24 protein-coding genes are annotated in these 26740 nt (G+C 70.8%); 12 read left to right on the top strand and 12 right to left on the bottom strand.

Annotated features, from left to right (window positions below):
* Positions 1-547: DUF6982 domain-containing protein (locus D7V93_RS07695; RefSeq protein ID WP_443651909.1), on the top strand; the 547-nt coding region annotated here is incomplete at its 5' end.
* A gap of 108 nt (positions 548-655) precedes the next feature.
* On the opposite strand, the gene D7V93_RS07690 is transcribed toward D7V93_RS07695, so the two are convergent.
* Positions 656-1285 (bottom strand): YceI family protein, encoded by a 630-nt coding sequence (locus D7V93_RS07690; protein ID WP_120642758.1) that lies wholly within the window; start codon positions 1283-1285, stop codon positions 656-658.
* Between the two features lie 33 nt (positions 1286-1318).
* Entirely contained in the window at positions 1319-2194 is an 876-nt protein-coding gene (locus tag D7V93_RS07685) for a DODA-type extradiol aromatic ring-opening family dioxygenase (protein WP_120642757.1), read from the bottom strand.
* Between the two features lie 145 nt (positions 2195-2339).
* Here D7V93_RS07685 and D7V93_RS07680 point away from each other — a divergent pair, with 145 nt between their 5' ends.
* Positions 2340-3980: a sigma-54-dependent Fis family transcriptional regulator gene (locus D7V93_RS07680; RefSeq protein WP_120642756.1), complete on the top strand. Its 1641-nt coding sequence runs from the start codon at positions 2340-2342 to the stop codon at positions 3978-3980.
* Positions 3981-4052: 72 nt separating this feature from the next.
* On the opposite strand, the gene D7V93_RS07675 is transcribed toward D7V93_RS07680, so the two are convergent.
* The 7 genes from D7V93_RS07675 to D7V93_RS07645 form a co-directional block, all read right to left on the bottom strand.
* On the bottom strand, positions 4053-4790 hold the full coding sequence (locus D7V93_RS07675) for a DUF1751 domain-containing protein (RefSeq protein ID WP_120642755.1): 738 nt from the start codon (positions 4788-4790) through the stop codon (positions 4053-4055).
* Between the two features lie 133 nt (positions 4791-4923).
* The gene (locus D7V93_RS07670) at positions 4924-5121 is read right to left on the bottom strand and encodes a hypothetical protein (protein WP_120642754.1); all 198 of its coding nucleotides are present in this window, start codon (positions 5119-5121) and stop codon (positions 4924-4926) included.
* A 185-nt stretch (positions 5122-5306) separates the two neighbouring features.
* Complete coding sequence (locus tag D7V93_RS07665) at positions 5307-5522, bottom strand: hypothetical protein (protein ID WP_014399195.1); 216 nt, start codon at positions 5520-5522, stop codon at positions 5307-5309.
* A gap of 67 nt (positions 5523-5589) precedes the next feature.
* Positions 5590-6786, bottom strand: coding sequence for an acetyl-CoA C-acetyltransferase (locus D7V93_RS07660; protein WP_120642753.1), 1197 nt, complete (start codon positions 6784-6786; stop codon positions 5590-5592).
* 72 nt (positions 6787-6858) lie between these two features.
* The gene (locus D7V93_RS07655) at positions 6859-7509 is read right to left on the bottom strand and encodes a hypothetical protein (protein ID WP_120642752.1); all 651 of its coding nucleotides are present in this window, start codon (positions 7507-7509) and stop codon (positions 6859-6861) included.
* Entirely contained in the window at positions 7506-8183 is a 678-nt protein-coding gene (locus D7V93_RS07650; protein ID WP_120642751.1) for a 2-hydroxychromene-2-carboxylate isomerase, read from the bottom strand. Before D7V93_RS07650 ends, D7V93_RS07655 begins: the two co-directional genes overlap by 4 nt.
* A 28-nt stretch (positions 8184-8211) precedes the next feature.
* Positions 8212-11943, bottom strand: coding sequence for a serine/threonine-protein kinase (locus tag D7V93_RS07645; RefSeq protein WP_244237158.1), 3732 nt, complete (start codon positions 11941-11943; stop codon positions 8212-8214).
* Between the two features lie 254 nt (positions 11944-12197).
* Between D7V93_RS07645 and D7V93_RS07640 the strand changes: the two genes are divergently transcribed.
* The 4 genes from D7V93_RS07640 (at position 12198) to D7V93_RS07620 (ending at position 16260) form a co-directional block, all read left to right on the top strand.
* The gene (locus tag D7V93_RS07640) at positions 12198-12863 is read left to right on the top strand and encodes a S1 family peptidase (RefSeq protein ID WP_120642749.1); all 666 of its coding nucleotides are present in this window, start codon (positions 12198-12200) and stop codon (positions 12861-12863) included.
* A 357-nt stretch (positions 12864-13220) separates the two neighbouring features.
* Positions 13221-13619 carry a response regulator gene (locus D7V93_RS07630; protein WP_120642747.1) on the top strand — a complete coding sequence of 133 codons (399 nt, stop codon included), beginning with the start codon at positions 13221-13223 and terminating at the stop codon, positions 13617-13619.
* A gap of 132 nt (positions 13620-13751) precedes the next feature.
* On the top strand, positions 13752-15407 hold the full coding sequence (gene pruA, locus D7V93_RS07625) for an L-glutamate gamma-semialdehyde dehydrogenase (protein ID WP_120642746.1): 1656 nt from the start codon (positions 13752-13754) through the stop codon (positions 15405-15407).
* A gap of 4 nt (positions 15408-15411) precedes the next feature.
* The gene (locus tag D7V93_RS07620; RefSeq protein WP_120642745.1) at positions 15412-16260 is read left to right on the top strand and encodes an aldose epimerase family protein; all 849 of its coding nucleotides are present in this window, start codon (positions 15412-15414) and stop codon (positions 16258-16260) included.
* Between the two features lie 27 nt (positions 16261-16287).
* On the opposite strand, the gene D7V93_RS07615 is transcribed toward D7V93_RS07620, so the two are convergent.
* Positions 16288-17475, bottom strand: a complete 1188-nt coding sequence (locus tag D7V93_RS07615) for a cytochrome P450 (RefSeq protein WP_120642744.1) — start codon at positions 17473-17475, stop codon at positions 16288-16290.
* A gap of 86 nt (positions 17476-17561) precedes the next feature.
* On the opposite strand from D7V93_RS07615, the gene D7V93_RS07610 reads away from it, so the two are divergent.
* Both D7V93_RS07610 and D7V93_RS07605 read left to right on the top strand, forming a co-directional pair.
* Positions 17562-18506 carry an alpha/beta hydrolase gene (locus D7V93_RS07610; RefSeq protein WP_120642743.1) on the top strand — a complete coding sequence of 315 codons (945 nt, stop codon included), beginning with the start codon at positions 17562-17564 and terminating at the stop codon, positions 18504-18506.
* 82 nt (positions 18507-18588) lie between these two features.
* Positions 18589-19215: a glutathione S-transferase family protein gene (locus D7V93_RS07605; protein WP_120642742.1), complete on the top strand. Its 627-nt coding sequence runs from the start codon at positions 18589-18591 to the stop codon at positions 19213-19215.
* A gap of 36 nt (positions 19216-19251) precedes the next feature.
* Here the strand turns inward: D7V93_RS07605 and D7V93_RS47655 are convergent, their stop codons facing one another.
* Positions 19252-19482: a sigma 54-interacting transcriptional regulator gene (locus D7V93_RS47655; RefSeq protein WP_120642741.1), complete on the bottom strand. Its 231-nt coding sequence runs from the start codon at positions 19480-19482 to the stop codon at positions 19252-19254.
* Positions 19483-19909: 427 nt separating this feature from the next.
* Between D7V93_RS47655 and D7V93_RS07590 the strand changes: the two genes are divergently transcribed.
* Entirely contained in the window at positions 19910-21724 is a 1815-nt protein-coding gene (locus tag D7V93_RS07590) for a hypothetical protein (protein ID WP_147451075.1), read from the top strand.
* 21 nt (positions 21725-21745) lie between these two features.
* Here the strand turns inward: D7V93_RS07590 and D7V93_RS07585 are convergent, their stop codons facing one another.
* Positions 21746-22666 carry an alpha/beta hydrolase family protein gene (locus D7V93_RS07585; protein ID WP_208722948.1) on the bottom strand — a complete coding sequence of 307 codons (921 nt, stop codon included), beginning with the start codon at positions 22664-22666 and terminating at the stop codon, positions 21746-21748.
* Between the two features lie 422 nt (positions 22667-23088).
* Here D7V93_RS07585 and D7V93_RS07580 point away from each other — a divergent pair, with 422 nt between their 5' ends.
* From D7V93_RS07580 to D7V93_RS07570, 3 genes are all read left to right on the top strand, one after another.
* Positions 23089-24378, top strand: a complete 1290-nt coding sequence (locus tag D7V93_RS07580; protein ID WP_120642737.1) for an O-acetylhomoserine aminocarboxypropyltransferase/cysteine synthase family protein — start codon at positions 23089-23091, stop codon at positions 24376-24378.
* Positions 24379-24403: 25 nt separating this feature from the next.
* Positions 24404-25720, top strand: a complete 1317-nt coding sequence (locus D7V93_RS07575; RefSeq protein WP_244237157.1) for an alpha/beta fold hydrolase — start codon at positions 24404-24406, stop codon at positions 25718-25720.
* On the top strand, positions 25717-26740 hold a 1024-nt coding region (locus D7V93_RS07570), incomplete at its 3' end, for an amino acid kinase family protein (protein WP_443651908.1). The genes D7V93_RS07575 and D7V93_RS07570, both read left to right, overlap by 4 nt.

Raw genomic sequence — 26740 nt, 5'->3', positions numbered from 1 at the left:
CTCCAGCGTCGTGGCCCACGCGGTGACCGCCGCCGTCGCCGTGAGCGCGCCTTTCCGGAGCGCCGCGGTGCCCGTGCAGGTCGCGGCCACCCCCGCGATGCCGGTGGCCAACCACCTGCGCCCCACCGACGACGCCCTGTTCGTGGCGGGCGCCGGGTTCGCCCCGTCCGCCAACTCCTTCGTGGAGGGCGAACACCGTGTCATCATCCACACCATCGAAGGCCAGGTGAAGCGCGGCACCATCCGCGACGCGGACCTGCTCGAGGACGTCATCTCCCTGGAGCAGCAGAGCGGCTTCGCCCCCGAGCGCATCCCCGGCAAGCGCGTGAAGGCCATCTTCTTCATGCTCGCCGCGGGCGCGCGTCAGCCGCAGGCGGAGGGCTCGAAGATTCGCGTCACCTTCAACGACGGCCGCCAGGTCGCCGGCTTCTCCCAGGACTTCAAGGGCCACACCCCGGGCTTCTTCGTCGTCCCCGCCGACACGCGCACCAACACCGCGCGCATCTTCATCTACCGCTCCAGCGTGCAGGCCGTCGCCGAGGGCTGACGCCTCCGTCGGCCGGACACGCCCGCGCACAAAAAAGAGGGGCCTCGTCACCGAGGCCCCTCTCTTCATTTCAGCGCACCGACGCGGGCGCCGGTGCGCTGAAGCGGATTACTTCGCGTCCTTCGCCGCGGGCGCCGCCGCCGCGTCCTTCTTGGGGGTCAGCTCGAGCGCGAGCACGATGGAGATGTCCTCGCCCACCGCCACGCCGCCGGCCTCCAGCGCCTTGTTCCAGCCCAGGCCGAACTCCTTGCGGTTGATCTTCGTGGTCGCCTCGACGCCACGGCGCATGCCGCCGAACGCGTCCTTGATCTCCGCCGTCGGGCCCACCACGTCCAGCACCACGGGCTTGGTCACGCCGTGCAGGGTCAGGTCGCCCGTGACCTTCAGCTTGTCCTTGCCGGCCTTCGCGACCTTCGTCGACTTGAAGGTGATGGTCGGGTACTTCGCCGTGTCGAAGAAGTCAGGGCTCTTCAGGTGCTCGTCGCGCTTGGGCTCCGCGGTGTTGACGGACGCCGCGTCCAGGACGGCCTCGACGGTGGACTTGGTCACGTCCTTGTCGTCGATGTTGACCGTGCCGGACTGCACCTTGAAGTTGCCCTTCACGTTGGACACCATCATGTGCCTCACGGAGAAGTCGGCGGAGGAGTGCGCCCCGTCGATGTCATACGCCGCCGCGAAGGCGAACGAGGGGGCGGCAACGGCAATCAGGGTGATGGCGGACTTCAGGGACATCTTCATGGTGTGGACTCCTGGGACTGCGAACTGCGAGGTTCAGGCGCGCAGCGCGAAGCTGCGCATGGACAAGGTTCCGTGATGGAAGCCCTCGAACACCGGGGTGAGACGGTCCTCGGGGAGGGCAGCTCCGAGGACGAAGTAGATGGGCAACCAGTGCTCGTCAGAAGGATGCGCGAGCCGCGCATTCGGTGCATCCCTCCACGACTGAAGCCCCACGTAGTCACGTGCCGCAAGTTTTCCGGCGACCCAGGAATCGAACCCGGCGGCCCATGCCTCCACGGACGCCGCCTTGGAACTGAAATTCACGCGGCGCAGGTTGTGCGTCACCCCACCGCTGCCCATCAGTAGCACGCCGTCCGCGCGCAGCGGGCGCAAAGCCTCGCCCATCTTCGCCACCACCGCGGGCGTCGCCCCGGCCGGCAGCGCCACCTGGATGACCGGCACGCGCGCCTCCGGGAAGGCATGCATCAACGGCACCCACACGCCATGATCCAGGCCGCGCCCCGCGTCCCCCACCGCGGGGATGCCCGCCGCCGTCAGCCGCGACACCACGTCCCGGGACACGTCTGGCGCGCCAGGCGCCGGGTAGCGCAGCCGGTACATCGCTTCCGGGAAGCCGTAGAAGTCATAGACGAGCGGCGGCGCGGCGGTCGCGGTGACATGCACGCGCGCGTCCGTCTCCCAGTGCGCCGACACCACCACCAGCGCCTTCACCGGCCCCGCGCCGTCACCGAAGCGCTTGAGCGCCTGGGGGTACTCATCCGCGTCCAGCGCCGTCATCGGCGAGCCGTGCGACACGAAGAGCGCGGGGGCCACCTGCCGGGCGACCGTGGGCCCGGGGCCCATCACTCCCGCCACCCCGGCGGCCGCCACGCCCTGCAGCACCTCGCGTCTGTCCACCCCGTTCGCCATCGTGGGCGACTTCTACTGCAACCCCAGGACCAACGCATCCAATACGCCAACCCCCTGGAATCATGGAGGAAGCGATTCCGCTCCTGCGAAATTACTCTCAGAATGATAGAGTACCCCCTCAGTCTGAAACGTTCTGGGAGTCACCGTGGCGGGGTTGGAAGACCTGGATTTGAGGGAGCTGCTGGCGTTCGAGCCGAAGGGCGGCGTCATCCACTTCGCCGGGCAGCGGGCGCTGCTGATGGATCCGGTGGCGCTGGGGCTGCTGCGCGTGGAGCTCATCGGGGTGATGGGGATGACGGCGGCGCGCGGCATCTTCACGCGGCTGGGCTACGCACACGGCTGGCGCACGGCGGAGGCGATGCGGACGGCGGTGCCGTGGACAGACGAGTCCCACTGGCGCCGCGCGGGCGGACGGCTGCACACGCTGATGGGGCAGGTGCGCGTGGAGCGCATCGAGCGGACGGCTCAGGACGGACCGGAGCCCTTCGCCGAGGCGCAGTGGCGCGACTCCTATGAAGCGGAGCAGCACCTGTTGCACCTGGGGCAGGCGGATCAACCGGTGTGCTGGAGCCTCACCGGCTTCGCGTCCGGGTACATGAGCTACTGCAACGGCAAGCCCATCTATTGCGCGGAGCAGAAGTGCGTGGGCAAGGGCGACGCCACGTGCCACATCGTGGGCCGCCCCGCCGAGGAGTGGAGCACCGAGTGCGCGGAGGTGCTGCGCCTCTACGAAACGCAGTGCATGGAGGGCGTGCTCGGACAGGTGACGGAGGCCCTGCGGCAGGCGGAGCGCAAGCTGCGCGCGAAGCGGCAGTCGCTGGCGCGGGTGTCCGGCGTGGCGGAGGACCCGTCCGGCATGGTGGCCCGCGCGGAGGCCATGCAGCGCGTGCTCAACCTGGCCCGGCGCTCCGCGAAGGTGGACACCACCATCCTCGTCACCGGCGAGAGCGGCGTGGGCAAGGAGCGCATCGCCCGGCTCATCCACGACGAGTCCGGCCGCGCCCACAAAGCCTTCATCGCCGTCAACTGCGCCGCCGTGACGGAGAGCCTGCTGGAGAGCGAGCTGTTCGGCCACGCGAAGGGCGCCTTCACCGGCGCCACGCATGACCGGCCCGGCCTCTTCGAAGCGGCTCACGGCGGCACCCTCTTCCTGGACGAGGTGGGCGAGGTGCCCCCCTCCATGCAGGCGAAGCTCTTGCGCGTCCTCCAGGAGCGCGAGGTGCGGCGCGTGGGGGAGAACCTCAACCGCAAGGTGGACGTGCGCGTGGTGGCCGCCACCAACCGGGAGCTTTCGGACGAGGTGCGCCTGGGCCGCTTCCGTCAGGACCTCTTCTACCGGCTGCGCGTCATCGAGCTGAAGATTCCGCCCCTGCGCGAGCGCAAGGAGGACATCCTCCCCCTGGCCCGGCTGCTGCTGGCCGAGGCCGGCGAGCGATTGGGGCGCCGCGTGGGCGGCCTGTCCCCGGAGGCCGCGGATCAGCTCCTGCGCTACCCGTGGCCGGGCAACGTGCGCGAGCTGGGCAACGCCATCGAGCGCGCGGTCGTGCTGTGCGAGGGCCCGCGCGTGGAGCGCGAGGACCTGCCCGAGGAGGTGCGCGCCGCGCCGCCCAGCCTCGTGCCCGGCGGCAACCCGCGCCGCCTGGAGGACATGGAGAAGGAGTACATCCTCGCGGTGCTCGCGCAGAATGGCGGCAACCGCTCGCGCACCGCGGAGCAGCTGGACATCGGCGTGGCCACGCTCTACCGCAAGCTCAAGCAGTACGGGCATCCGGAGGCCGCGCACTAGAAACACACAGGGCCCGCCGACGCTCACGTCGGCAGGCCCGGAAGGCCCCGCATCACACCGCGGGGGACGCGTTCAGTTGAGGAACTGGTCGCGGTCCGGCGGCGGGCGGTTCTTGCCCACGACGCGCAGGTGCTTGGAGCGGTCGCGCAGCTGGCGCTGCAGCCGCCAGTGCTGCAGGTGCAGGAAGAGCCGCTTGGGGCTCGCGCCGCGCACGTAGGCGAACACCAGCACCAGGCTGATGAGCTCCGGGGCGAGGAACTGCCAGGCCGGCGCGGTGAGCAGCCGCAGCAGGGTGAAGCCCGCGCCAATGCCCGCGAACCAGTAGCCCGTCAGCGGGATGCCCCAGAAGTTCGTCTGCCCCCGCCCGATGACGAGCCCGTATGCCACCCACAGCACCGTGGTCATCACCGTGCCGCCGGCGTAGCCGCTCGCCATGGGAATCACGAGCGCCAGCAGCACCGTGATGAAGCCCGCGAGCACCGTGATGCCCACCGACGCCATGAACAGGCGCCGCGCGCCCCAGGTGGACTCCAGGAAGCCGCCAATGGACCAGATGATGATGCCGCCGAAGATGATGCCCAGCGGATCCGTGGCGATGAACGCGTAGGTGAAGGGCTCCCACACGCGTCCCCTCAGCACCTCCCCGGGGTTGAGCAGCAGGAGCGCGCCCTGGCTTGTGCGCGTCGCCAGGTACAGCACGGAGAAGGCCACCAGCCCTACCGCCAGCTTCGCGGCCATCGATTCCAGGCCGACGAGGCCGCCGCCGAAACCGCCGCCCCCTCCCCTGTTGAAGCCCCGCATGGGTCGCATAGAGGCCCAAAGGTGGTGGAACCCTGCCCGGTCCGCAACCCCAAATGCCGAAACGATGAAGGGCGCTCCACCCTGGTGTCTCCAGGGAGAAGCGCCCTCGCATCCACACCCCTTCACCCGCGGGTCGGGAACCTCAGACCTTGTGGCGGTAGAAGAGCGTGATGGTCAGACAGTGAAACTCCTTGTCCGAGGACTGCGTGACGATCTTGTCCACGACATCCACGCCGGAGTTCTCCTTCAGCCACTTGGTGATGTTCTCACCCATGTTCTCGCGATCGCGCGCGAGCGTGGTGGAGAACACCTTGACTCCCGTGAAGCTGATAAGCCCCATTCCAACCCTCGTTGCACCAGAGATTACGAACGTTTACCCCGAGTCGCGGGCGCCATCAAGAAACGGGCCCGAAATCCGACCCGGGCCCGCTCCGGAGGTCCGCTCCGCAGGGCCCCCGGGGTGCGGCCCGGGCGACCGTCCACCCGCCGACAGTGCGGCGCGCGGACGGGAAGGCCCCGGGGGCGTCAGCGGCCCGCGGCGGCGCGGCGGGCCTGACACGTCACCTCGTCCTTGCAGGCGGGACCGATGCCTTCGGGATGGGCCGTCAGGGGCGTCTTGTCGCTCTCCTCCACGCCACACACCACGCAGCGGCGCTTGCGGTTGCGACGCTCGGCGCGGCGCTGCTCGGCGATGGCCTTGGCCCGCTCGCGGGCCGTCTTCGCGTCCACCTCGTTGCTCATCTCACGTCCCGTCCGGAAGTCGTCTGCCCCGTACCCCGTCCCCAGCCCGCCTGCCCCGAGTGACGCCCTAGAGCGCCTCGACCAGCACGGCGATGCCCTGGCCGCCACCAATGCAGGCAGAGCCGATACCATAGCGAGCGCCCCGACGCTTGAGCTCGTAGGTGAGCGTCATGGTGATGCGCGCCCCGGAGGCCCCCAGCGGGTGGCCCACGGCGATGGCGCCGCCGTTGACGTTGGTGGCGTCGCGTGGCAGGCCCAGCTCCTTCTCCACCGCCAGGTACTGGGGGGCGAAGGCCTCGTTCACCTCGAAGAGGTCCACGTCGGACAGCTTCGCGTCCGCGCGCTTCAGCAGATTCCGGATGGCCGGCGCCGGGCCGATGCCCATGACCTTCGGGTCGCACCCGGCCACGCCCCAGTTCACCAGCCGGGCCACCGGCTTGAGGCCGTGCTTCTCCACGAAGCTTCGCGTCGCCATCACCATGGAGCCCGCGCCGTCGCAGATGCCGCTCGCCGCGCCCGCGTGCACCACGCCGTCCTTCTTGAAGACCTTGGGCAGCTTGCGCAGCCCCTCCACGGTCGTCTCCGGGCGGTTGTGCTCGTCCCGGGACACCACCGTGTCGCCCTTCTTGCCCTTGAGCGTCACCGGGGCGATTTCATCCCCCAGCCGGCCGGCCTCCTGGGCCGCCGCGAAGCGCTTCTGGGTGAGGACGGCGTACTGGTCCACGTCGTCCTGGGTGAGGCCGTAGTCCACCGCGAGCTGCTCGGCGGTGAGGGCCATGGCCTGCCCGGTGTAGCTGTCCGTCAGGGCCGTCCAGAGCATGTCCTCCAGGCCGCCCTTGCCCAGGGGCAGGCCCCAGCGCGCGCCGCGGATGACGTGGGGCGCCTGGCTCATGGACTCCGTGCCGCCGGCGAGCACGCACTCCGCGCCGCCCGTCAGCATCATCTCCGCCGCGGTGACGAAGGCCTGGAAGCCGGAGCCGCACAGGCGGTTGACGCCCAGCGCGGGCACCGGGACGGGCACGCCCGTGCGCAGGCCCACGTGGCGCGGCAGGTAGATGGCGTCCGAGCTCGTCTGGACGACGTTGCCGTACACCACATGCTCAATCTGCTCCGGGGACACCTTCGCCTGGGCGAGGGCCGCGCGGGCGGACTCCACGGCCAGGTCGGTGGCGCTCAGGTCCTTGAGGCTGCCGCCGTAGGTACCGAACGGGGTGCGCTTGCCGGACAGGAAGTAGATTTCCTCATTCTTGGACACGCTCTTCATGGTGCTCGTCTCCCTACTCTTCCGGGGCGCGCGGTGCACGCATGTCGTGACGGGGAAAACGCGGGGTGGGGCTCAGCCCGCGCGCCGGCCCAGGAAGGAGCTGGCGACGATGGCAAGCGCGATGGCCGTCCACAACAACCCCTGGAGGTTCTGCCGGCGGATTTCCTTGCGGCCAAGGCCCTGGTACCAGGCCCGCCCGGCCTGGACCCGGCCGTCCCAGGTGAAGTCGCTCGCGGCCACCGGACCCAACCCCTCCAGTCGGCGCACATGCGCGCGCAGCAGGCGCTCCGGCGAAGCGTCCTCCAGTGAACCGGAGCGGTAGCCGGGCAGGTCCAACGCGGGGCGCCGGTAGCTGGCGGTGACGACGAAGCCCCCGGGCGCCAGGGGGGTGAGCAGGTAGAGGCGGGGCAGGCCGTCGACCCCCAGGTGGAGCGTGGCGAAGACGCGCTCGCCCGGGTGGGCCCAGTCGTAGGAGCGGGTGGCCCGCTGGAGCAGCGGCTTCTCCTCGTGGCTGCCCAGGGGGGTGAAGCCCAGCGCCTGGAGCTGGCCGGCGAGGGGCGCGAGCGCGTCCGGCAGGTCCATCTGGTCCGCGGGGGCCTCCGGCTCGATGCGGACGGTGCCGGGGAAGAGGAAGAGGAGCGCCCGCCAGAAGTTGAGCCGCAGCAGCACGACGGCCAGCACGAGGCCCGCGACGACGACGCCCAGCTGCCCGAGGACGTTCACGGCAGCGGCTTCCGGTCCTGGCCGCGCGACGCGGTGGCGGGCAGGTGCTGCCAGCGCGCCAGGTCCGCCGGGGTGAGCGGGTCGCGGCCCTCCAGGAAGCGCTCCAGGTGGCCCAGCGAGTCCACGCCCCAGAACATCTCCCCGTCCACCAGCACGGAGGGCACGCCGAAGGCGCCCTGGGCCAGCGCCTCCTCGGTGTTGCGCCGCACACGCCCCTTCACCTCGGGCGTGGCCGCCGCCGCGAGCAGGGCCTGGGCGTCGAAGCCCGCCTCCGTGAGCACCGCGCCCACCTGCTCCGGCGTCTCGATGCCCCGGCCCTCGCCCCACGCCGCCGTGTAGAGCGCGGTGGCAAGGCGCGTCCGGGCCTCCACGTCGTCCACCGCGGCCGTCACGCGCAGGGACAGGAGCGGGTTGAACGGGTGCGAGGGCGGCAGGGTGAAGGGGGCGCCCTGCTCGTGCGCGATGCGGAAGGTCTGCTTGAAGACGTAGACGCGCTTGGCCGGAATCTCCGCCGGCCCCACGGAGCCCACCGCGTTGAGCAGCCCCGCGAGCAGCACCGGCACGGGCTCCAGCGTGCGCCCGTGGCGCGCCGCGAGGGCGGGCATCCGGAGCCAGGCGAGGTACGCGTACGGCGACAGGTAGTCCAGGCAGAAGCGCAGGGGGGAGGAGGCCATGGGGCCATCCTACCCACGCCCGCGCCCGTCAGGCGCTCCGCTTCACGTCACCCGGCTGCTGGCGCGACAGCGGACCCCGCAGGGAGCCGGCCAGCAGTTGCAGGTGGGTGGCCTTCGCGGTGCCGAAGGCCCGCTCGGCGATCTCCAGCTCCAGCATCACCTCTTCCGGCGTGCCGTACCGCTCCGCGTGTTGCAGGTACACGAGCCCCATCTGCAGCACGTTGCCGGTGGCCTCCGCCAGCAGGAGCGCGTGACGCAGGTGCGCGTCCCCCTCCTCCTTGGACACCAGCGGCGCCAGCGCGCGGCGGGCGAGGATCTCATCCCAGGGGTTGGCGAGCACCGGATCCAGCGCGCGCGCCAGGGCCGCCTGGGCGGCGGCGAGCGCCGCGGGCAGCCGGCCCTGCTCGCGCTCGAAGCGCGACTGGTACACGCGCACCAGCGTCTCCATGCGCAGGCCGCCCCGGCGCGCGGCCTCCAGGGCCCGGGGCAGCGACTCGCGCGCGGCGGACGCGTCCTCGAAGAGCACGTCGCGGCACGCCTGGTACACCTGCACGTGCGCCTGCAGCCAGCGGTCCTCCGGCAGCACCCGCGCCAGCGTCTCCGCGCGCGACACCACCGCCGCGACGAGCTCGTGCTCCCCGCGCTCCAGGTAGTAGGGCGGCGTGAAGAGGGCCAGGTTGCGCTCCATCAGCCGGGGGCTGCCCAGCCGGCGGATGAGCTCCACCTTCTGCGCGAGCGCGGACGCGAACGCGACGCCGTCGCCGGTGAAGGCCGCGCGCGCCACCTGCGCGAAGAGGTGGTAGGCGCGCACGTCGGTGAAGCCGTGGGCCTCCGCCACCGCCAGCCCGTCGCGCAGCACGTCCTCGTCCAGCGGCTCGCCGCGCAGGGCCAGGTTCACGTTGAGCAGGTAGCCGCCCATGCCCAGCGCCCACGCGAGCCGCCGGGGCGGACGCCCCACCGCGTCGCGGAAGTCGCGCAGCCGCTCCACCTGCCGGCGCTGCTCGGACACCCCACCCGACCAGCGGCCGGTGTACGCGCTCAGCGTCGCGCGGGCGATGGACAGCGCGGCCCGGTACGGCGAGTCCTCCGGGTGCTCGGAGGCCACGCTCCCCATCAGCGTCTCCAGCGCCTCCGTGCGCCCCAGGATGGCCAGCGCCATGCCCTGGAGGATCTGAAGCTCCGAGCGCTTCCAGAAGACGTCCACCGGCGTCATGCGCCCGTCCGCGGCCACCTCGCGGAACAGCGGGCAGAGCAGCTCCTCGCGCTCCGCGGGCGTCGCCGTGCGCGCCGACTCCAGCCGCGTCGCCGCCTCACGCCGTCCGGCCTCCACGTCCACCGTCGCGGCCCAGTGCGCGAAGAGGCGCTCCGCGTACGCCACCGACGTCGGCGGGTCGCTGGAGTAGCCCACCTCCACCAGGGACACCCACGTGCGCAGGAGCTGATCCGCGCGCCCCGGGAAGTCCGGCGCCGACTCCAGGAGCCCCGCCGCTTCCTTCAGGAGCAGCGTGGCCTCCAGCAGCGCCTCCGCCTCGATGGCCGCCTGGCCCGCCGCCAGCAGCGGCTGGATGGCCTCCTGGGGCGCGTCCGAGCGCGCGTAGTGCCAGCCCACCGCGCGCACCAGCCCCGCGCGGCCCGCGGGCAGGGCCTGGAGCGCGCGCGCCACGAGGCCGTGGTGCCGCCTGCGCTCCGCTTCCGGCGTGCTGTCGTAGATGGTCTGGTGCACGGTGTCGTGCGTGAAGACGTAGCGGCCCTCCACGTCCTGGAGGAACTGCCGCTCCACGATGCCGTCCAGGACGGAGAACAGCTCCGCCTCCGGCAGCCCCGCCAGCGCGCGCACCAGCGGCAGGTCCAGCATGCGGCCCGCGGGCGCCAGCTTGCGCAGCAGCGTCACCTGCTCCGGGGGCGCGCTGGCCAGCCGCACCAGCACCGCCTCCTGGATGCTGTCCGGCAGCCGCCGCGTCCCCAGCCCCTCCTCCGCCTGCCACCGCCCGCCCACGCGGTCGAGCGCGCCCGCCTCCACCAGCATGCGCAGGCACTCGGTGGCGAAGAAGGCGTTGCCGCCCGTGGTCTCGTGCAGCCGTTGGACGAAGCCCTCCGGCATGGAGAGCCCCGGCAGCACCAGCTCCACCAGCGTGCCCACGTGCTCGGCGGACAGCGGCTCCAGGTCCATGCGCGCGGTGAGCTTCTCGTCCACCGTCTGGAACGCGAGGCTCAGGCGGGACAGCTCCGCGGAGCGGAACGTGCCCACCACCATGCCGCGCGTGCCGTGCAGCGCGCGGATGAGGACGTTGAGGGCCTCCAGCGACGCGCTGTCCGCCCACTGCAGGTCCTCGAAGCACAGCACGAACGACTGCCGCCCGCCGATGCTGTGCATCCACGCCGTCAGCGCCTCGAAGAAGCGGCCCTTCTCCTCCGTGCCCTCGCGCAGGGCCGCTTCGTGCACCTCGCCCTCGGGCGCCTCGGGTGACAGCCCCGGCAGCATGCGCGACAGCCGCGGCAGCAGCCGGTCCATCAGCTCGCCGGGCGTGTGCGGCACCAGGGAGCGCAGGGCCTGCGCCACCGGGGCGAGCGGAGCCAGCCCCTCCGCGCGGCACTGGCCCCGGCCGAAGGGCAGCTCCGCCAGCTTCGCCTGCAGTTCGAACTCCTGGAGCAGCCGCGTCTTGCCCACGCCCGCGGGGCCGCCCACGAGCACCGCGCGCGACTGGCCCCAGTCCGCCTCGGCGAGGCCGTTCATCAGCCCCTCGAGCTCCGCCTCGCGCCCCACCACCTCCGGCACGTGCAGGTAGCTGGCGCGCGCCGACAGCGGCTCCTCCGGGGACGGCTCACCGCTCGCGTGGCAGAGCGCCTCCAAGAGCTCGCTCGCGTCCTGGAAGCGCTCGCGGGGGTCCTTGGCCATCAACAGGAGGATGATCTCCTCCAGCTGCGGATCCACCGGGCAGAGCGTGGAGGGGCGCGGCGGCGGGCGCGTGAGGTGGTCCGCCAGCAGCACCGCGGGGTTGCTGCGCTTGAAGGGCAGCCGGCGCGTGGCCAGGTACCAGGCCATCACACCCAGCGAGTACAGATCCGCGCGCCCGTCGATGCTCGCGCCCCGCTGCCACTCCGGCGCCAGGTACTCCAGCGTGCCCTTGAGCTTGCCGGGGCTGGGCGTGCCCAGCTGGTGCATCACGCCGAAGTCCATCAGCTTCACCGCGCCGGACTCGGTGATGCGCACGTTGCTGGCCTTGATGTCGCAGTGCACGTACAGGCGCGAGTGGATGAAGGCCAGCGCCTGCGCCATCTGGATCAGCACCCGGTACAGCGTGCGCGTGTCCAGCGGCGCCTCGCGCACCAGCGTGCTCAGGTCGTGGCCGCCCACCACCTCCATCGTGATGAAGCGGTTGCCGGCCTCCGTCATGCCCCAGTCGAACACCTTGAGCGTGGAGGGGTGCTGCAGCTTCTTCATGGCGAAGAACTCGTGCCGGAACATCAGCACCAGCTCCTCCACCTTCGCCGAGGACAGCTCCGCCGGGACGTGCATCTCCTTGAGCGCCACGCGCCGGCGCTCCTGGAGGTCGTCCGCCAGCCAGATGCGGCCCATGCCGCCCTCGCCCAGCAGCGACTCCACGCGGTAGCGCCCGGTGACGATGATGCCCGGCTCCAGCGAGCGCCGCTCCCCGTGCGTCGCCCCCGGCAACGTGATGGGCGTGCGCACCCGGTCCCCCCACGTGCTCGGAGGCCGGGTCCGCTCGTCCAGAACCGTCGTCTTCTCGTCGTCGCTCACGCGCAAAAGGCCGGCCGCTTCGCGCCGGAATCCCGAGGTGTGAGCCATAGCACGTTTCATGGATACCGCCTCCGGGACATCCGAGCAGGTGCCCTCCGGGGCCATGCCTCCCGGGTCCACGTCCCACGGGCCCGGAGCGGCAATGGATGCCCGGACGCCTGCTGGGGGGCCACGCCCACCGACGCACCGTGCCGCATGCACACCCTTCTTCCAGGCCGTGGGCCCATTGCCCGCGCTCGGGGAGGGGAAGCGGCATGCGTGCATGGAAGCGGGGCGGAGCGGCGGTGGCCTTCATGGCCGTCACGGCGTGGATGGCCTGTGACCCGCCTGGATCGCGGGAAGCGCAGGGCCTTGAGCGGGCCTCGGCGGCGACGGTGACGCTGGGCGACGGGCACTGCGCGGGCGTGGTGGTGGGTGGCGGTCGCCACGTGCTCACCGCGGCCCACTGCGTCGCGCCCGCCGTCGGGCACGAGCTTGCGAACTTCGAGGACGGACGGCGGCTCGAGGGGCGCTACGTGTTCGTGGATCGGGGCCGGGACATGGCCCTGCTGGAGCTGGAGGCGAAGGCGCCGGTGGCCCCGCTGGAGGTGGCCGAGGCGCTGCCCGCGCCCGGGGAGCTGCTCGTCTTCACCGGCCGGTATGATCGCCCCGGCGAGCCGCAGCAGGTGATGCTGGAGCGGCTGGGTCGCTGTCCCTCGCTGCCGGACGTGCCCGCCGCGCTCTTCACCAGCATGCACGGCATCCCGGGAGACTCCGGGGCGCCCCTCGTGGACGCCCGGATGCGCGTGGTGGGGCTCGTGCACGGCGGCGCGCGATGCAGCATCGCCGCGCCCACCGCCGACATCGCGCCGGAGGTCCAACGCCTCTCGCGGGAGGATCCGGAGTCGCTGGCCCGGAGCATGCCGCCCGCCCTGCCCTGAAGCAACGAAGCCGCGACGGTGCCGCGACAGGGCTGTGGCATGGCGCGGCGCGACACGGGCGCCCCCTCCTGGCCCCTGGACGGCCGGGCGGGCAGCAAGAACTTCCAACCTCGCAACCGGGGCCCGCTGGAGGACACGCAGTGCGGCGACGAAGAGGCGGACTCCGAGGTTTCCCGGCGCGGGCTCGTGAACCCTCCGCCGGAGGAAGAGGGACCTGGGCGGCAAAGCCTTGAGTTGAAGGCTTTCTGGAATTGATCGGGGTAGCTGGGGACCTCTTGCCCGGTGCGCACGGTGGGGGGATGCTGGGCGCCAGTTCCCCCCTGCTGTCCGCGGTCCCCTCCCGGGAGTCGAAGCACCGTGAAGCCCAAGGTCCTCATCGTCGAAAACTCCTGGACCATGCGCGAAACGCTGCGGCTGCTGTTGTCCGGGGAGTTCGACTGCATGGTGGCACCGGACGGAGAGGCGGGGCTGGCGCACGCGCTGGCGGAGCCGCCGGACGTGCTCTTGTCGGACGTGAACATGGAGGGCATCGACGGGTACGAGCTGTGCCGCCGCGTGCGCGCCGAGCCGTCCCTGGTGCACCTGCCCGTGGTGTTCGTCAGCGGCTACCCGCCGCGCGCGGACCTGGACCCCGCTCAGCCCCGGCCGGACGCGTACCTGGTCAAGCCGGTGAAGCCGCCGTACCTCATCGCGCAGCTGCATGCGGTGCTGCAGCGCGCGCGGGGCGAAACGGCCAAGGCCGCGGGCGAGGGCTGAGCCGGCCGTAAGCCGGGCGTGTTCGAGACCGCGGCCTGTGTCGCGGCGCGGACGCCCGTGGCTTCTTGCGCTGACCTGGAGGAGCGGGAGGGCTATACCTTGCGCCCACCTTCCCCTTTCCGAGGTCCTCGCGTGCTCAACGCCTTTCCCCGCGTCCCGGCTCCCAAGAACGAGCCCGTCCTCTCCCACGCCCCCGGCACCCCGGAGCGCGCCGAGCTGCAGGCCACGCTCAAGCGCATGAGCGGGGAGCAGATCGAGATTCCCGTCGTCATCGGCGGCAAGCACGTGCGCTCCGGCAAGACGGACACCGTGCGCATGCCCCACCGGCACAAGCACGTGCTGGCCACGCTGCACGAGGCGGAGGCCGGCCACGTGGAGCAGGCCATCCAGAACGCGATGAGCGTGAAGGAGGACTGGGCGCGGATGCCCTTCCACGCACGCGCGGCCATCTTCCTGCGCGCCGCGGAGCTGCTCGCCACGCGCTACCGCCCGCTGCTCAACGCGTCCTCCATGCTGGGCCAGTCCAAGACGGCGCACCAGGCGGAGATCGACGCGGCATGCGAGCTCATCGACTTCCTCCGCTACAACGTCCACTTCGCGCAGCAGATCCTCTCCATCCAGCCGGAGAACTCCGCGCAGACGTGGAACATGACGGACTACCGGCCGCTGGACGGGTTCGTGTTCGCCATCGCGCCGTTCAACTTCACCTCCATCGCCATCAACCTCTGCGTGTCGCCCGCCATCATGGGCAACGTGGTGCTGTGGAAGCCGTCCTCCACGCAGGCCCTGAGCGCGTGGTACGGCCTGGAGCTCCTGCGCGAGGCGGGCCTGCCCGACGGCGTCATCAACATGCTGCCCGGCGACGGCCCCACCGTGGGCAACCCGGTGCTGGCGAGCCCCCACCTGGGCGGCATCCACTTCACCGGCTCCACGCCCACGTTCAACAACCTGTGGAAGACGGTGGGAGAGAACATCGGCCGCTACAAGCAGTACCCCCGGCTGGTGGGTGAGACGGGCGGCAAGGACTTCATCTTCGCGCACCCGTCCGCAGCGGACGACCTGGAGGCGCTCGCGGTCGCCATCGTGCGCGGCGGCTACGAGTACCAGGGCCAGAAGTGCTCCGCGGCGAGCCGCGTGTACGTGCCGGAGTCACTGTGGCCCAAGCTGAAGGAGCGCCTGAAGGCCCTCATCGGTGAGATCAAGATGGGCGACGTGGCGGACTTCCGGAACTTCATGGGCGCCGTCATCGACGAGCGCTCGTTCAAGAAGGTGTCCTCGTACATCGAGCTGGCGAAGACGGGCGGCGACGCCACCATCATCGCGGGCGGCGGGACGGACCGGAGCGAGGGCTGGTTCGTGCAGCCCACGCTGGTGCAGTGCCACAGCCCGCGCCACCGCATCATGACGGAGGAGATCTTCGCGCCGCTCGTGGGCGTGTACGTCTACCCGGACGCGAAGTTCGAGGAGACGCTGAAGGAGTGCGACCAGTCCGCCACCTACGCGCTCACCGGTGCCATCTTCGCGCGCGACCGCAAGGCCATCGAGACGATGATGAGCGGCCTGCGCAGCGCGGCGGGCAACTTCTACATCAACGACAAGCCCACGGGCGCGGTGGTGGGCCAGCAGCCCTTCGGCGGCAGCCGGGCGTCGGGCACCAACGACAAGTCCGGGTCGATGATCAACCTGTTCCGCTGGTCCAGCCCGCGCACCATCAAGGAGAACTTCGCGCCGCCCGTGAAGGTCCCCTACCCCTTCATGGACAGCGACCCGAAGGAAGGGGCCATCTAGTCCCATGAGCGGACCGTTCCCGGGCATCGCGGGGCTGGACACCTACGCGCTGGAGGACGGCGGCTGCCGCGTGGAGGTGATTCCCACGCGCGGCGCGCTCGTCACGCGCATGGTGGTGGAGGGCGAGGAGGTGCTCTTCCTGGATGAAGGCACCGTCGCGGACCTCACGAAGAACGTGCGCGGGGGCATCCCCGTGCTGTTCCCCATCGCCGGCCCCCTGCCCGGGGACACGTATCCGGCGGACCGCAAGGCGTACACGCTGCCGCAGCACGGCTTCGCGCGGCGGCTGCCGTGGACGGTGCGGCAGGCGGAAGGGTCGCTGCTGGTGCTGGGGCTCACCTCGTCGGAGGAGACGCTGCGCCAGTACCCGTGGGCCTTCGACGCGCAGCTCACCTTCTCGCTCGCGGGCCGCAGGCTCACGCTGGACTTCGACCTGGAGAACCGGGACACGCGGCCCCTGCCGCTGCACCTGGGCTACCACCCGTACTTCCGCGTGCCGCAGGCGAACAAGGCCCAGGCCCGCGTGGAGACGGACGCCACGCACGCGTGGGACAACCGCGACAAGCACGAGGTGCCCTTCACCGGCCTGGACCTCACCCGGCAGGAGGTGGACATGCACCTGCGCGACCACAAGCAGCCAGGGACGAAGCTGGAGCGCGGACCCGGCCTGCCGCCGGTGAAGCTGTCGTGGAGCCCGGAGTTCCGGCTGCTCGTCGTGTGGACGCTGCAGGGCAAGGACTTCGTCTGCGTGGAGCCATGGACGGCCGCCGCCGGGGCGCTGGCCACCGGCGAGGGGCTCCTGCACGTGGACCCCGGCGAGCGCGTGTCGCTCGCGTTCGACATCGAAGCTTGAGCGAAGCCTGAGCCTCGTCCCGCGCGCTCAGGCGTGCGGGATGAGGGGCATCGTCAGCGGGCCGCGCACGGTGAGGGAGGTGTTCCACTTCACCGGGCCCGTGGGCGTGAAGCGCGTGAAGCGCGACAGGAGCACCTCCAGCCCCACGCGCGCCTCCAGCCGGGCCAGCGGCGCGCCCAGGCAGAAGTGGATGCCGTGACCGAAGGGGAAGTTGTTCACGCCCTCGCGGTCCATGTCGAAGGTGTCCGGGTCCTTGAAGCGCTCGCCGTCGCGGCACGCGGAGCCGACCATCAGCGCCACGCGCGCGCCCTCCGGAATCACCACGCCTCCCACCTGCGTCTCCTTCGTGGTGACGCGCACCAGCCCGTGCACGGAGGGCTCGAAGCGCAGCACCTCTTCCACGAAGCGCGGCAGCTGGGCCGGGTTCTCCCTGAGCCGGGTGACGAGGTGCGGGTGCTCCATCAGCATGCGCACGCAGTGGCTGACGAGCTGCACGGTGGTCTCCAGCCCGGCGACGACGAGCAGGAACAGGAAGCTCATCAGCTCCGCGTCGGAGAGCGCCTCGCCGTCCACGCGCGTCTGCACGAGGTCCGACACCATGTCCTCCTGGGGATGGCGGCGGCGCTCGGCGACCACGGCGGACAGGTAGTCCTCCATCTCGCGCACCGTGGCGCGGATGGAGTCGTGCCGCTGGGTGTCCTTCTCCGTCGTCCCGGACACGCTGGACAGGTCCACCGACCAGCGCTTGTAGCGGGCGGTCATCTGCGGATCCAACGCGAACAATTCGCCAATCACGCTCGCGGGCAGCGGCATGGCGAAGGCGTCCACGAAGTCCACCTCGCGCTCGGGGTGCAGGCGCTCCGCGAGCACCTGCGCGAAGCTCCGGATGCGAGGCTCCATCCGGCTCACCGCCGCGGGCGTCCACGCGCGGCTCACCAGCGTGCGCAGCCGCATGTGGTGCGGCGGGTCCATGACGATCATGGATTCGGAGAACGGGTTGTGGCCCAGCCACGGCGGCGCCGTGGTGGTGCGCACCCCCGCGGACGAGAACACCTGCGGGTTCTTGAAGGCCGCGGACACGTCCTCGAAGCGCGTGAGCGCCCACAGGCCGCCTGGCTCCACCTGACACACCGGTGCCGTGCGGCGCAGCTCCGCGTACACGGGATAGGGATTTGCCCGGACCTCTGGGGCCATCAGGTTGACACGTCCGCTCATGAAAGAATTTCCTCTCCTGGCTGGAATCGTATACCCGGTATACTGGCGTCTGAACAGAGGCGCTGCCTCCCCCTTCCCCGAGTCTCATGTCCCGTTTCGTGCTCGCCGCCGTTGTCGCCCTGGGTCTGTCCGCGTGCTCCGACGCCCCTGATGAAATCACGCCTGATGCGGGCATCGCCGTCGACGCGGGGACGGACGTGGATGCAGGCACCGACGCGGGCACGGACGTGGATGCTGGCATCGACGCGGGTACGGGCAGCTCGCAAGGCACCGGCAAGCTGGGCTGCACCAGTACGGGCTCGGTGAAGACGGACGCGGGCACGCTGTCGTACTGCGTCGCGAAGGTGGGCGACACGGAGATGAAGATCATCGAGCCCCTGGGCGGCATCGCGCCCGCGCCGATGAGGCTCGCCATCTACCTGCACGGCGACGGCGCCGCGACCTACAACGGCAGCAACCCGCGCGCGCTGTTCGACATCGGCGGGTGGACCTACCGACACAACACGCTCTACGTGGCGGCGCTCGCGCCCAACAGGTGCGCGTGGTGGACGGACCCCGCGCGCACCGTCTGCTCCGGGGAGGCGCCCGTGGAGGCGCGCGACCTGGAGGGCAAGAACGCGGCGTCGCTGGTGCAGGTCATCGAGGCGCTGCGCAAGGGCTGGGACATCCAGGACGGCCCCATCCTCTTCGGAGGTTCGTCGGGTGGCTCCATCCAGCTCACCGCCAGCTTCCTGCCGCGCTACGGCGACCGCTACCCGGGCATCTACGCGCTGAGCTGCGGCGGTGAGACGCCGTGGAAGGGCACCCTGGACTGGGACGCGACGAAGGCGTCGCTGCGAGGCCCCACGAAGTTCTACTTCACGTACGGCGACCTGGATCCGCTGCTCCCGGACATCCGGACGGCCGAGGACTACCTCAAGGGGCTCCAGTTCCCGGTGGATGACAAGGTCATCACCGGCGCCGGGCACTGCGCGTTCGACCAGGTGGGCCGCGTCTCGGAGGTCTGGAGCCAGGCCACCACCACGCCGTAGTTGCTCCGCTCGCGCTTCTTGCGGCGGATTGCACCGCAAGAAGCGGAGTGCGCGGCGGCAGGGAGGCCCGTAGGTACGGGTCATGCGCCTCTACGACTTCCTGCCTTCAGCGAATGGCTACAAGGTCCGCACGCTGCTCGCGCAGCTCGGCATCGCGTATGAGCTGGTGCCGGTGGACATCTTCGCGGGTGAGAGCCACACCGCCGACTTCCACGCGAACAAGAACCCGGACGGCCGCATCCCGGTGCTGGAGCCCGAGCCGGGACGGTTCCTCGCGGAGTCCAACGCCATCCTGCTGTACCTCGCGGAGGGCACGCGCCTGTTGCCCGAGGACCGCTTCGCGCGGGCGCAGGTGCACCAGTGGCTGTTCTTCGAACAGAACGGTGTGGAGCCCAACCTGGGCACCGCGCGCTACTGGAGGCTCACCGGCCGCGAGCCCCTGCAGCCGGAAGCCTTCCGACAGCGTGTCTCCGGGGGCGTGCGCGCCCTGGAGGTACTGGAGCGTCACCTGCGCACCCGCACGTTCCTGGTGGAGGAGCGCTACACCGTCGCGGACATCGGCCTGTTCGCGTACGTGCACCTCGCGCCGGACGCGGGAGTGGAGCTGACGCCGTACCCTGCCGTGCTCGCGTGGCTTACGCGCGTGAAGGCGCAGCCGGGCTTCCAGGGCGCGCTGCCGCCGTATCCGGCGAACGCGCGGGTGACGTGAGTTCGAGTCGCGCGGAACGTGGATGTTCGGTCGCGCTCAAGTTCTTGCGTCCGGAGCTGCATGCGTTGTTGGAGGGAGAACGCCCGATGCGGGACGAGTCCCTGACAACGTTCGCCTTCGCTCCGCGCGCGTTGCCCGGTCCGTGAAGACGTTGATGCGATAGAAGAGATCTTCGCGAAAGCGCTTCTCCCGGACGAGTTCCTCCAGGTCCGCGTTGGTGGCGGTAATCAGCCGCACGTTCGCCTTCGCTACCTGGGGGCTCGCCAGCGACTGGGGTGTGGACCGTCGTCGCCATAGAGCTCCAGGCCCGCCCGCTGCGCATCGGCCAGCGTCACACGCTCGCTCGCCTCCAGGAGACGAAGCACCGCCAGGTACAGGTCGCGTTCGCGAACAATCCGGTCCTCGGGAGGGGCCATGTCAATGACGATCGCACCCGGTCCGGTGACCGCCCTCACAGTGGCGGCGCGGGAACCCAGGCGTCCTTGACGTCATTGCAGGCCTCGGGCCACGCCTCGCCTCCGTCGGCGCGCAGCGTGTGACGCAAGCCTGCGTGTCAACTGGACTGGACAGCCCCGCCGCCGCGGCCCAACCAATTGGACAGTCCTCCCTCGCAGGCCCCTCCGGCATCTGTCCGCAGGCACCCAGGCACATCGCTTGCTCAGGGCCTCGCCGGTCTTCCGGAGGAATCCCCACGATGAAATACCTTCTTGAATCGGGAGCCGTGCGCCCGCTGCTCCTCATGCTGTGCCTTGCTGGAGCGAGGGCCGCCGCGCAACCGTATGAGATTCGCGCCATCTACGACCCCCTGCCCGGCTCCACCAGCACCCAGCGCGTCATCCTGACGCCTGGTCCCGATGGCGTCCTCCCGGACGGAGGAATGAACCACGCGCTTTCACGCATCGCCGTCTACTTCAAGCCCGACGAGGCCTCCCGCAACGTCATCCGCTCCTTCAGCAAGCTGAAGTTCACCCTGTCGCTGGGCGAGGAGAAGCCCCGGTCGGTGAACCTCGACACCGCGAAGCTCGATACCCTGACGGACTCCGAACTCACGCTCGTCAACTGGAAGGGGGACTGGAAGAACACCCAGGCCACGCGAATCTCCGTGGGCGTCCAGGCCATCTATTCCCGGGAGTTCCTGTGCGATCAGGAACGCCTCCTCGCGATCCACCTGGAGGAGGGCAAGAAGCAGAACCCCCATGACGATGACGCGCAAACAGCCATCACCTCTTTGAGCGTGGATGATGCGGGAGTCCCCATCGAGACACCTGCGCCAGCCATGGACGCCGGAACCCTCGCTGCAGGGGTCGATGGGGGCACGTCCGCGGCAGGCCGGTCCGCTGTCGCGAAGAGCACGGCAGCGCCCCCGGTTTCCCCCGTACCCACACGCATGTCCATCCGGGCCGACAAGGATGGCCCCTTGATCCTCTATTCGTTCTGCAGGCTCCCCAAGAACGTGCGCATCGACTTCCAGAATCTCGTCCGCGGACCACGGAACCTCGACTACTTCTTCTTCGGTGAAGAGGGCAGCGACTCCAGCGCGGGCCTGCTGAAGGCGCACAAGCGAGCGCTGAGCAAGCTGCTGGTGGAGAGGATCAATAAAGCGGCCCCCTCCTACGCGAGCACGGTGGTCGACGAGGACGAACCCGATTACTCGGACTCACTCATCAACGTGCAGACCACCCGGACCTTCCGCGTGCTCAAGCGGGTCGGGGCGTGGACGCTGCTGGAGGAGTCAGGAGGAACACTGGAGTTGCTGCCCAGCACCAACTCCTTCGGTTCGGCGAAGCTCGGCCCCATCGATCAAGACTCGGACGTGGTGTTCAAGCTGCATCCTGACGTGTGCCTCCAGCTGCCTCCCGAGGAGATGATGAGGTCGCCCTGGAGCTTCGAGTTGGAAGGGCCGAACCGGCACGATGCCACGAAGACAGAGAAGCTCGACGCGGTCATGGAGTTTCGCGACGGCTGTAGTCGGATCCTCAAGGTTTCCTGGAAGGACTACTTCGAGAAGGAAGTCACCTTTCGCGTCATCTACCGGGTCCCCAACCAGACAGACCTCGTCATCTTCCAGGAACGCTTCCACATCTACAACCTGGGGCTCATTACCACCGCGCCCGTCGTCACAGAGATCATCTCCGCCTCGCAGGGCTCCTCTCTCAAGGATGTCGAGGCCACCTCCACCATGCCCCTGTCCCTGGCCATTCCCGTGAGGCGCAACCGCAAGAGCACCGCGGCCGTCACCTTCCCCTTCACGGTAAGCTTCAACACCCGGAGGTTTCCCAACCTGGCCAACTACTTCGCCCTGGCCCCCTCCATCTCGCTCATCGCCGGAGGTCCCGAAGAGGGTGCCGAGGAAGGAAAGGGAGACGTCGTCCGCGTGGGCATCGGCATGGGGGTCAACGTGGCCCGCGCCTTCCACTTCGGCTACGCGTGGACGCCGGTCGATGGAGGCAGGTTCATCCTCCTGGGCATCACCGTTCCAGAGCTGCTGCCCCTGTTCAAAGGCCTCTAAGCCATGCGGGCTGATCACACGTCATTCCTGCCCGGTGCTCACGGCTTCACGGACCTCCGCGTCCGTGAGCCTCACCGGGGGCGCTTCCGCCTTCGCGTCCAGGAGCTTGCGCGCCAGCAGCTCCGTCACCGGCGCGAGCACGCTGAAGTGCGTTGCGCCTGGCACCTCCAGGAACGACAGCGGCGCGCCCTTCGCCGCCGTGCGCAGCGGCTCGAACGCGCCGGTGTTGCCCCGCTCCGCGCCCTCGATGATCTGCGTGGGCACGCGCAGGTGCTCCACGAAGCTCACGGGGCTGCGCATCCACAACTCCGGCCCCGTGACGTGGCCCAACAGGGGGACGTAGTGACCGTAGCCGGAGACATCCTCCACGGGGCCGAAGGCATAGGCGCCCTTCAGCCGGGGTGACAGCACCGCGGCCATCAGCGCCAGCGTGCCGCCCGTGCTGTGCCCGGCCACGTAGATGCGGGATGGATCCACGTCCTTGCGCTGGGCCACGAAGTCGATGGCCGCGACCACGTCATCCACCTCGCCCAGGAAGTACTCGCGCGCGCCCGGGTTGTCGTCCGACCCGCGCAGCGACGGCAGCATCAACACCAGGCCCGCTTCACGGAAGGCCCGCGCGCTCTGATCATTGTCGCGCTCCGCGGGCGCCCACGCGAAGTCATCGAGCCCCCAGTTGAAGCCGCCGTGGATCCACACCACCGCCGGGCGCTTGCCGCCTTCGCGCACGGGCGTGATGTAGGCCGCGTTGCTCCCCAGCGGTGCCGGATAGCGCACGACTTCGAAGAGGTCCGCGGGCGGCGTGGGCGCGGGCACGCGACTCTCGGGTGCTTCCTTCAGGGCCGTGCGGAAGGTCTTCCGCAGCGCCACGGAGGTGGCCGGCGCGGGACGGGAACAGGCGCCCAGCACGAGGCAAGCCAGCAGGACTGGGAACGCGAGCATTCGGGAAGGCGTCGGCATGGTGGGAATACGCAGTGGGAGGCCGTCACGGGCACGTGACGCTCGCGACTCGTTCGGGAGGGTGGCTTGACAGCGCGCGGCACGACCGCTACTTCTTCTCGCAGAATGTCCGTCACCTCCGCCATGTGCATGTGTTCAATGCCTGTTCCGGGTGGGCCCAAGCCCGCCGCGGCCGGCTGACGCACAGCCTGCCCCTGGCGAGCCACCGAGCCCACCCACCCGCGAGGGTTGGTGGGCTTCGTCGTTCCGGGCCTCCGCTCTCGCTTCCCCGCTGAAGAGCGTCGCAGCGCCCACCGTGACCTGAAGCCCTTCCAAGCCTTCCGCCGTCCCTGACGTCCCCGCCACCCGTCCGCCTTCGCCCTCACGCGCGCCTTCACTGGCGACGCGAACAGGAGTCCCTTGCCATGAGCACGCCCCACGACCGCCCGCTGCACTTCGACACGCTCGCGCTGCACGCCGGCTATTCGCCCGACCCCACCACCGGGTCGCGCGCGGTGCCCATCTACCAGACGACGAGCTACCGCTTCCGCGACGCGGACCACGCCGCCGCCCTCTTCGGCCTCAAGGAGTTCGGCAACATCTACACGCGCATCATGAACCCCACGACGGACGTGTTCGAGAAGCGCATCGCCGCGCTCGAAGGCGGCGTGGGCGCGCTCGCGGTCGCCTCCGGTCAGGCCGCGCAGACGCTGGGCATCCTCAACATCCTCAAGTCCGGGGATGAGATCATCTCCGGCGCCAGCCTCTACGGCGGCACCTACAACCTCTTCAAGGTGACACTGCCCCGCCTGGGCATCACCACGCGCTTCGTGGACTCCAACCGTCCCGAGTCCTTCCGCGAGGCCATTGGCCCGAAGACGAAGGCGCTCTACCTGGAGTCGCTGGGCAACCCGCGCCTGGACGTGCCGGACTTCGACGCCATTGGCGCCATCGCGCGCGACGCGGGCCTGCCCCTCTTCGTGGACAACACCGCGCTGTCCCCCGCCCTCTTCAACCCCCTGCGCCACGGCGCGCACATCGTGCTGCACAGCGCGACGAAGTACATCGGCGGCCACGGCACCTCCATTGGCGGCGTCATCGTGGATGGCGGCAACTTCCCCTGGGAGAACGGCCGCTTCCCGGAGCTGACCGAGCCCAACCCCGGCTACCACGGCCTGCGCCTGCGTGAAGCCTTCGGTCCCGCCGCGTTCATCCTCAAGGCCCGACTGGAGGGCCTGCGCGACCTGGGCCCCGCGCTCAGCCCGTTCAACGCGCACGCGTTCATCCTGGGCCTGGAGACGCTGCGGCTGCGGCTGGAGCGCCACTCGCAGAACGCGCTCGCGGTGGCGAAGTGGCTCCAGCAGCACAAGAAGGTGGAGTGGGTGCGCTACCCGGGCCTGGAGGCCGACCCGGCCTTCACCAACGCGAAGAAGTACCTGCGCGGCGGCTTCGGCGGGCTCGTCACCTTCGGCGTGAAGGGCGGCCTGCCCTCGGGGCGCCGCGTGATTGACGGCGTGAAGCTGTGGAGCCTGCTTGCGAACATCGGCGACACGCGCTCGCTCATCATCCACCCCGCGTCCACGACGCACGAACAGCTCTCGCCGGAGGAGCGCGCCAGCACGGGCGTCACCGACGACCTGGTCCGCCTGTCCGTGGGCCTGGAACACCTGGACGACATCCTGGCCGACCTGGACCAGGCGTTGAACGCGGCCTGACGCCATGCGACCCGTGAGGAATCCCGTGGACCTCCCCGCGCGCTCGGAGACCCCGCGCGTCTTCGACCTGTCGCTGCCGGACCTGCCGCTGGAGGCCGGGGCGCGCGTGGCCCCCCACCTGGTGCGCGGCTGGTGGTGGGGGCCCCCGGAGGACCTTGCGTGGTTGCAGTCCCGCTCGCGCGTGCACTCGGAGGAGGAGACTCGCGCGGGCCTCCTCCGGGTGGCGCGGCGCTCCGCCTCCGAGCTGCGTGACGCGGCCACCGACGCGCGCCGCAACGGTCCCCGACGCGCGCCCGCGCCAGTGCCCACCGTGCTGCTCGTCCATGCGCTCACCGGTGGCATGCACGCCGGGGGTGAGGGCGGCTGGTGGGAGCCCGTCATCGGCCCGGGCCGGCCGTTGGACCCATCGCGCGTGCGCCTGCTGTGCTTCAACAACCTGGGCTCCTGCTACGGGACGTTCGGCCCCGCCGACGAGGGCTTTCCCCAGCGCACCGACGACACCCGCTTCGGCCCCGCGCCGGTGCTGCCCAAGGGCGACCTGCGCCTGGATGAGCGGAGCCTGCCCGCCACCCTCACGCCGTGGGACCAGGCGCGCTCCATCCTCGCCGCGCTGGACGCGCTGGGCGTGGAGGAGGTGGCGCTCGTCACCGGCGGTTCGCTGGGCGGCATGGTGGTGCTGTGCCTGGCGGCGCTCGCGCCGGAGCGCTTCCAGCGCATGGTGCCCATCGCCACGGCGGAGTCCGCGTCCGCGTGGGTGGTGGGCTGGAACCACGTGGCCCGGCAGGCCATCCTGTTGGATCCCGAGTACCCCGAGTCCCCCCGGCGCGGCCTGGAGCTGGCGCGTCAACTGGCGACGCTCACCTACCGCGCGGAGGCGGGCCTGGACGCGCTCCAGCGGCGTCCGCAGGCGTGGTCGTCGCGCACGCTGTACCCGGTGGAGAGCTACCTGGAGTACCAGGGCTCGAAGCTGGAGGCGCGCTTCGATGCGCGCTCGTACCTGGCGCTGCTGGGCGCCATGGACCACCACGACCTGGCGCGCGTGCCCACGCCGCGCGGCGGCCCCGGCCTGGACCGGATCCGCGCGAGCACGTTGAGCATCGGCATCGACCGCGACCAGCTCTTCCCGCCCGAGCACATGGTGACGCTGTCCCGGCGCCTGCGCGCGCAGGGGCTGCACTCCGAATACGCGGCCCTGTGCAGCGTGCACGGCCACGACGGTTTCCTCATCGAATGGGACGCGCTCGCGCCCCTGTTGATCCGCGCGCTCGCCCTGCCTCCGGGCGTGGGCGAAGGCGCCCGCCTTCCCTCTGCTGCCGGCGTCCGCGCCCGGAAGACTTCATGACCGCCCCCGTGAGCATCACCCGCTACGCGCCGTTCCTCCTCGACAACGCCCTGGGCCTCGCGTCCGTGGCCACGCACCTGTCGCGCCGCGACGCGGGCAGCACGCGCGCCGCCATCGTGTCCTCTCCGCCCTGGCTCGCCACCGGACTGGAGGCCGCGCTGTCCATCGCGTTGAAGGGCAACTCCGCCCTGGCCCGGCAGGAGCTGGATGGGTTGCTGGCGCGCGGCCTGTTGATGCTCGAGGAGGCCGAGCGCCGGCTGGGCGCGCCGCCGGGCTCCACGTCGGTGGAGGCGGACGGGGCGCGCACGCTGGCGTCGCTGCTGGAGCCGGCGCGGCGTGCGTTGGATGGAGCCAGCCTCGTGCGCGAGCGGCGGCCGGCGCTGGAGGACGTGGTGCGCGGCACCGGCGAGCGGCTGACGGCGGCGCTGCTGGCGCGGCTGTTGGGGGCTCGCGGCGTGCCGACGCTGGAGGTGGACGCGGCGGACTGGACGGTGACGGAGGGTGAGCCCGGTCACGCGCGCGTGAACCGTGAGCACACGCGCGACCGGGTGGCGACGCTGCGGCCCACGTGGGAGGGACGGCTCACGCTGCATGCGGGTGGACGCGGCGTGGCGCTCGACGGCCGCTCCACGACGTTGGGCCCGGATGGCGCGGACGAGACGGCGGCGGTGCTGGCGGTGCTGCTGGGCACGCCGCTGACCCTGTGGACGGACGTGCCCGGGGTGATGACGGCGGATCCGCTCCACGTCGCGGACGCTCGGCCGGTGCCGCACCTGAGCTACACGGAGGCGCTGGAGCTGGTGTACCTGGGCCTGCCCACGCTGCACCCGCGCGCGCTGTCCACGCTGCGCGACGCGGACATCCCGCTGCGCGTGCGCCACCTGCAACAGCCTGACGCGCCCGGCACCCTCATCGACGTTCGTGGCGTGGGCGATGGCAGCGTGCCCACGTGCGTGGTGTCGCTGGAGGACCTGGCGCTGCTGGGGCTGGAGGGGGGCACGGAGGAGGCGACGCGGCCGG

Origin of the sequence: Corallococcus llansteffanensis (genome assembly GCF_003612055.1) — a bacterium.
Taxonomy (GTDB): Bacteria; Myxococcota; Myxococcia; order Myxococcales; family Myxococcaceae; genus Corallococcus; species Corallococcus llansteffanensis.
The sequence above is the reverse complement of the archived record's forward strand: the minus strand, read 5'-3'. Positions and strand labels throughout refer to the sequence as shown.

Excerpts from the sequence above, each read along its gene's own strand:
- D7V93_RS07690 (WP_120642758.1), bottom strand. The coding sequence starts at position 1,285 with ATGAAGATGTCCCTGAAGTCCGCCATCACCCTGATTGCCGTTGCCGCC.
- D7V93_RS07685 (WP_120642757.1), bottom strand. The coding sequence starts at position 2,194 with ATGGCGAACGGGGTGGACAGACGCGAGGTGCTGCAGGGCGTGGCGGCC.
- D7V93_RS07675 (WP_120642755.1), bottom strand. The coding sequence starts at position 4,790 with ATGCGACCCATGCGGGGCTTCAACAGGGGAGGGGGCGGCGGTTTCGGC.
- D7V93_RS07670 (WP_120642754.1), bottom strand. The coding sequence starts at position 5,121 with ATGGGGCTTATCAGCTTCACGGGAGTCAAGGTGTTCTCCACCACGCTC.
- D7V93_RS07665 (WP_014399195.1), bottom strand. The coding sequence starts at position 5,522 with ATGAGCAACGAGGTGGACGCGAAGACGGCCCGCGAGCGGGCCAAGGCC.
- D7V93_RS07660 (WP_120642753.1), bottom strand. The coding sequence starts at position 6,786 with ATGAAGAGCGTGTCCAAGAATGAGGAAATCTACTTCCTGTCCGGCAAG.
- D7V93_RS07650 (WP_120642751.1), bottom strand. The coding sequence starts at position 8,183 with ATGGCCTCCTCCCCCCTGCGCTTCTGCCTGGACTACCTGTCGCCGTAC.
- D7V93_RS07640 (WP_120642749.1), top strand. The coding sequence starts at position 12,198 with ATGCGTGCATGGAAGCGGGGCGGAGCGGCGGTGGCCTTCATGGCCGTC.
- D7V93_RS07620 (WP_120642745.1), top strand. The coding sequence starts at position 15,412 with ATGAGCGGACCGTTCCCGGGCATCGCGGGGCTGGACACCTACGCGCTG.
- D7V93_RS07615 (WP_120642744.1), bottom strand. The coding sequence starts at position 17,475 with ATGAGCGGACGTGTCAACCTGATGGCCCCAGAGGTCCGGGCAAATCCC.
- D7V93_RS07610 (WP_120642743.1), top strand. The coding sequence starts at position 17,562 with ATGTCCCGTTTCGTGCTCGCCGCCGTTGTCGCCCTGGGTCTGTCCGCG.
- D7V93_RS07605 (WP_120642742.1), top strand. The coding sequence starts at position 18,589 with ATGCGCCTCTACGACTTCCTGCCTTCAGCGAATGGCTACAAGGTCCGC.
- D7V93_RS07590 (WP_147451075.1), top strand. The coding sequence starts at position 19,910 with ATGAAATACCTTCTTGAATCGGGAGCCGTGCGCCCGCTGCTCCTCATG.
- D7V93_RS07585 (WP_208722948.1), bottom strand. The coding sequence starts at position 22,666 with ATGCTCGCGTTCCCAGTCCTGCTGGCTTGCCTCGTGCTGGGCGCCTGT.
- D7V93_RS07580 (WP_120642737.1), top strand. The coding sequence starts at position 23,089 with ATGAGCACGCCCCACGACCGCCCGCTGCACTTCGACACGCTCGCGCTG.